Origin of the sequence: Paraburkholderia sp. (assembly GCF_034668105.1) — a bacterium.
Classification (GTDB): domain Bacteria; phylum Pseudomonadota; class Gammaproteobacteria; order Burkholderiales; family Burkholderiaceae; genus Paraburkholderia.
Window position 1 is genome coordinate 1 of record NZ_JAXDPY010000235.1, and the last position, 4819, is coordinate 4819.

Annotated in this window: 4 protein-coding genes and 1 riboswitch; of the genes, 2 read left to right on the forward strand and 2 right to left on the reverse strand. The window is 60.2% G+C overall.

All coding sequences use genetic code 11. The features are described from left to right. Positions 1-726: 726 nt before the first annotated feature. The gene (locus QOC89_RS11025) at positions 727-1791 is read left to right on the forward strand and encodes an HAD family hydrolase (RefSeq protein ID WP_323045043.1); all 1065 of its coding nucleotides are present in this window, start codon (positions 727-729) and stop codon (positions 1789-1791) included. A gap of 10 nt (positions 1792-1801) precedes the next feature. Here QOC89_RS11025 and QOC89_RS11030 read toward each other — a convergent pair whose 3' ends face one another. Then, the gene (locus QOC89_RS11030; RefSeq protein ID WP_323045044.1) at positions 1802-2812 is read right to left on the reverse strand and encodes a sodium:calcium antiporter; all 1011 of its coding nucleotides are present in this window, start codon (positions 2810-2812) and stop codon (positions 1802-1804) included. A gap of 96 nt (positions 2813-2908) precedes the next feature. Beyond that, a riboswitch (yybP-ykoY riboswitch) is annotated at positions 2909-3083 on the reverse strand. A 167-nt stretch (positions 3084-3250) separates the two neighbouring features. On the opposite strand from QOC89_RS11030, the gene QOC89_RS11035 reads away from it, so the two are divergent. Continuing rightward, positions 3251-4270 carry an NADP-dependent oxidoreductase gene (locus QOC89_RS11035; RefSeq protein ID WP_323045045.1) on the forward strand — a complete coding sequence of 340 codons (1020 nt, stop codon included), beginning with the start codon at positions 3251-3253 and terminating at the stop codon, positions 4268-4270. 92 nt (positions 4271-4362) lie between these two features. Here the strand turns inward: QOC89_RS11035 and QOC89_RS11040 are convergent. Further along, on the reverse strand, positions 4363-4819 hold a 457-nt coding region (locus QOC89_RS11040; RefSeq protein WP_323045046.1), incomplete at its 5' end, for a glycosyl hydrolase.

A 4819-nucleotide genomic window follows, 5' to 3' on the forward strand; every position in this document is an offset into this window, starting at 1 on the left:
GTTACTCTTATTGGCTTCGTCGGCCGATGCCTGCGCGAATGCCGGCGACAGCGCCACCGACACGACATATAACGCGGCCGACCAAACCGTACCTTTACAACCCATTTCTCATACCTCGTCTTCGGGCATTTCTTATAGGCGAACGCATTCCTTTGCTCAACGCAAATAAAGCAAAATGAACCAGCGCTCGTATTTTCGAATTAAATCGAATTAGTTTCGGGCATGCGTTCGCTCACCCCGCGGCTAAACGCCGCTGGTTAAAAAATGCAAAGCAGATGAGGCCCGCGATTAAATCGCGTTGAGTCTCTCAATCAAATTGAAAAGCCGCTGCGGCTGCACACAGAGCTTGCATGGACGCTCCTTGAACAAGAGAAACGCGAAAACCCAATGAAGCATATCGCCGATAAACGTTCCCGGTGACTACATCGTTGCGGAATATTAGCAAACGTTTCTCAAAATTACAGAGATAAATTTGTAACACGATCGAAAGGAATGTCGGATCAAAGGCGGCGCATACTTTTTCCCGAATTCAATTAGCATTTTTTCACCACATCTCCATGCGGTTCTTAGGCGCATTCAGAAAATCGGCACGCATTTCCAGCAGTCCAGGTCGACTGACTTAAATGGCTGTTTGGCGAAAAAACGCCCGCAGGAGCTGCAATAACCGCTTTACCCGTTAGACTGGCGCTCGCTTAAAGTTCGACCCACCGCTTTGATGAGGCCTTCATGATTCGCACGATGTACCGGTACTGCATTGCCTTGACCGTCGCGGTTCTTTCCGCTTGCACCGTCACGCCGCATCACGACGCGAGCGGGTCACCGGCCGGTGTGTCGACGTCCGCCGCGCTGGCCTCATGGAACGACACGGCGGCCAAACGCTCGATCGTCGATTTCGTCACGCTGGTCACAACGCCCGAGTCGAAGGATTTCATCGCGCGCGCTGACCGGATCGCCGTGTTCGACAACGACGGCACATTGTGGCCGGAGCAGCCCGCCTCGCCGCAACTCGTATTCGCGCTGCAGCGTGTCAAGGCGGTGGCTGGCCGGCATTCGGAATGGAAACGGCAGGAGCCGTTCCGATCGATTCTGAGAGGCAATCTGAAGAGCATCGCGGCGAGTGGCGACGCCGGCTCGATGAAAATCATGGCGGCAGCGACCGCCGGCATGACCAGCGAGCAATTCGCCGCGCTCGTGCACGAATGGTTCGACTCCGCGAGCGACCCGCGCTTTAATCGGCCGTACACCGACCTGGCGTATCAGCCGATGCTCGAGTTGCTCGCCTATCTGCGCGCCAATGGCTTCAAGACCTATCTGGTGACCGGCAGCGACGCCGAGTTCGTCCGCGATCTGGCGCAGCGCATGTATGGCATCCCACCGGAGCAGGTGATCGGCAGCACCGTCAAATACAGGTACGGCGAAACGAACGGCGCGGTTTCGTTGACCCGGTTTGCGCAGGTCGACAATCTGGTCGACGGCGCGGCCAAACCGCTCGCTATCGATCGCGTGATCGGCAGGCGTCCGGTGATCGCTTTCGGCAACGCGGACGGCGACGTGCCGATGCTCGAATGGACTTCGGCCGGCGACGGCCCGCGCCTCGCGGTGCTGGTGCATCACACCGACGACGCACGGGAATATGCGTACGACCGCACGGCGAAAAGCGGCAGGCTCGACAAGGGGCTCGACGAAGCCGGCGTGAAGGGCTGGCTCGTCGTCGATATGAAGGATGACTGGAAGACGGTGTACAAACCGGATGGCACGGCAGCGGGTGCGGGTGCAGCACCGTCTAATTGAAGTTGCTCGCCTAGCGGGTCAGCGTGATCACCAGATAACTGGCGTACAACACGCCGCACACCAGCAACGCCCACACCGGCACACCGCGTTCGCGCACGTTGATCCGCAGCCACGCGGCGGCGGCGAGCGTGATCACGATGCCGGTCACGACTTCAATGCGCGGCGTCCACGGCGTCAGCAGAATCCCGATCGCGGGCAGCAAGGTGCCCTGAAACACCATCGCGCCGGTGATGTTGCCGAACGCCAGCGTGTCCTTGCCACGGCGAATCCACAGGATGCTGTTGACCTTCTCCGGCAACTCAGTGGCGATGGGAATGATCAGCAGCGACAGCAGCAGCGGCGAGACACCGAGCCCCTCTGACACGCCCCGCACCCCGTGGATGAAGCCTTCCGCACCCCACACCAGCAACGCGACCGCCAGCGCCAGTTGCATCGCGATGGTCGCCAGATTCGTGGGCACGCCAAGACGCGACAGCAGCATCTTGCCCGGCGCCTCGGTGCCATGGCCGGCGTCGACCAGTTTGTTCGACGCGCGAAACGTCATCACCACATAAGTAACGTACACGCCGACCAGGGCCGCGCTCAACAGCGCCCGCACGATCATCTCCTGGTGCGGCACATACATTGCCGCGGCCGCCAGCACGAAGGCGCACAGAAAGTAGTTCAGATCGCGCGTGAAACCCGTGCGCTCCGGCGTGACCCAGCCTTTGGCGCCGCGCGAGCCGAGAATGGCGAGCGTCATCAGGAAGGTGGACAGGGTGGAAAGCATCAGCGGTGCACCGAGGATCGCGCCGACGCCGATCTCCTGGTTGACGGCACTATCGGCCGTGCCGCTGACAATCGCGAGCAGCGGGACGAGGGTTTCGGGCAATGCGGTGCCGACGGCCGCGAACAGCGAACCTGTCACGCCCTCGGAGATTTTCAGGCGCTCGCCAAGATGTTCGAGCGCATTGGTAAAGAGCTCAGCCGCCACCAGAATGACGACCAGCATGATGGCGAGTTCGAAGAGCAAACCGCTCATGCGCGGCTCCCTGAATAAGCACAACGGAAGCGGCACGACGGACGGCCAAGTGGGGAGACTGGCAGGGCACAACGATGTTTCACAGGGCAACTCCGCGGCCGGACGTAGTGATAAACCAATGACGCACCGCGCCCCGTCCGACCAGAACGAAGCAGTACGCCAATGGTCTCGCCAAACCGACCCGGTCGAACGCGCCATGACCCGCAGGTCAAGTATGTTGACGCGCTCTCCTTCAATGATTGAAGGAAGGCTACTCCCCAGAGACCGCTGGATTCTAACGGGACGGGCGGCTTTCAACAAGCTTGGAATCTTGCGCATGTTGCAGTGCCTCCCGGCCTTGCCACATCAGTCAGACGATGCGACGTGAGGCGGCTGACGGGCGCGCGATTGCCCCGCTGCTAAGATCACTCACTGTCTACGACAGCAGCGAGTCTTCACATGAATTACCAAAATCGCCAGTGGTTTTACGTCAAACGTCCCGAAGGACGAGTTGGCGATGAGCATTACGAGTTGCGCGAAAGCGAACTCGACGACAAGTTGTCCTCGAATGAGGTGTTGATCCGGGCGCGCATCGTCAGCGTCGATCCGTACATTCGCATCCAGCAGCACGAACGCAATACCTACGATGTGCCGCATCCGCTCGGGATCGTCCAGCGGGCAGGCGTGGTGGGTGAAGTGGTGGCGTCGGCGAGTCCGCTGTTCAAGCAGGGCGACTGGGTGTCGGCCTATAGCGGCTGGCAGTTGTACGCCAAGTGCCATCACAGCGAGTTGACGAAACTGAACCCCGACGCAGCGCCGGTTTCGACCGCGCTCGGCGTGCTCGGCATGCCGGGACGCACCGCGTGGTTCGGTTTGATGGAAGCGGGCCGTCCGCGTCCGGGCGACACGCTGGTCGTGTCCGGTGCCGCGGGTGCGGTGGGCTCGCTGGTTGCGCAGTTCGGCAAGCGTGCCGGATGCCGCGTCATCGGGATCGCGGGCGGGCCGGACAAGTGCGCGTTTCTGACCGACACGTTGAAACTCGACGGCGCGGTCGATTACCGCGCGCATCCCACGCTCGAAGGCTTGCAGTCAGCGCTGCAAGCGGCGACCGGTGGCGTCGATATCTATTTCGACAACGTGGGCGGCATGGTCACCGACGCGGTGATTCCGCTCATCAAGCGCCGCGCGCGAATCGTGATCTGCGGCGCGATCGCGCAATACGACGGCGGTCTCGACACGCCGGACCTCGCGCCGCGCTTCTTGCAGCACATGCTGTTTCAGCGCGCGACGATTCAGGGGATTCTGGCGCGTGACTTTGTGTACCGGATGGACGAGATGCTGCAGACCGTCGCACCATGGGTGAAGAACGGCGAAGTTGTGTATCAGGAGACGTACGTCGATGGTTTCGACGCGCTGCCGAACGCGCTGAATAGCCTGTTCGAAGGGAAGAATCTCGGGAAGCTGCTGGTCAGAGTGTGATCAGAGCCAGCGGGATAGCTATCCCGCTGGCTCGATCTGTTCGACGAGCCAATCTCTTCGTACGGAGATCGGCGTCGGAGACAGTTGGCCGCTTACTTCACGGGCGTCAGGTAAGAACCCGACAGGAACCGCTGCGAACGCGGAATGGTCGCGGTATAGGCCTTGATGGCCGCGGCGAGTTGAGGACGAATCAGGTTGCGGTTGAAATCGTAGATCGCATAGCCATCGCCTTCACCATTGTCCGGATCGCCGTTACGCACCACAAACCAGAACGCTTTTTGCACGGAGCCGTTGTTCATCAGCACTTTGACCTGGTTGAAGGCCGCAGTTTGCCCGGCGTCAGTGCCATCGATCCCGTTGTTGGTTTCCGTCAGCCAAAGCTGTTTCGGACCATTGGGGACAACGGTGGCCATGGTATCGATAAACGCTTGCACCATCATCACGTATTCGCTGCTACTGAAGTACGGATGGAGGTCGACCACATCAACGACGCTATTCAATGGGCTCGAAGCACTGGAAGTGTTATTTCCGAGCGCTTTGATGTCATCC

Coding starts and splice junctions, on each gene's coding strand:
- QOC89_RS11025 (WP_323045043.1), top strand. CDS start 727: ATGATTCGCACGATGTACCGGTACTGCATTGCCTTGACCGTCGCGGTT.
- QOC89_RS11030 (WP_323045044.1), bottom strand. CDS start 2,812: ATGAGCGGTTTGCTCTTCGAACTCGCCATCATGCTGGTCGTCATTCTG.
- QOC89_RS11035 (WP_323045045.1), top strand. CDS start 3,251: ATGAATTACCAAAATCGCCAGTGGTTTTACGTCAAACGTCCCGAAGGA.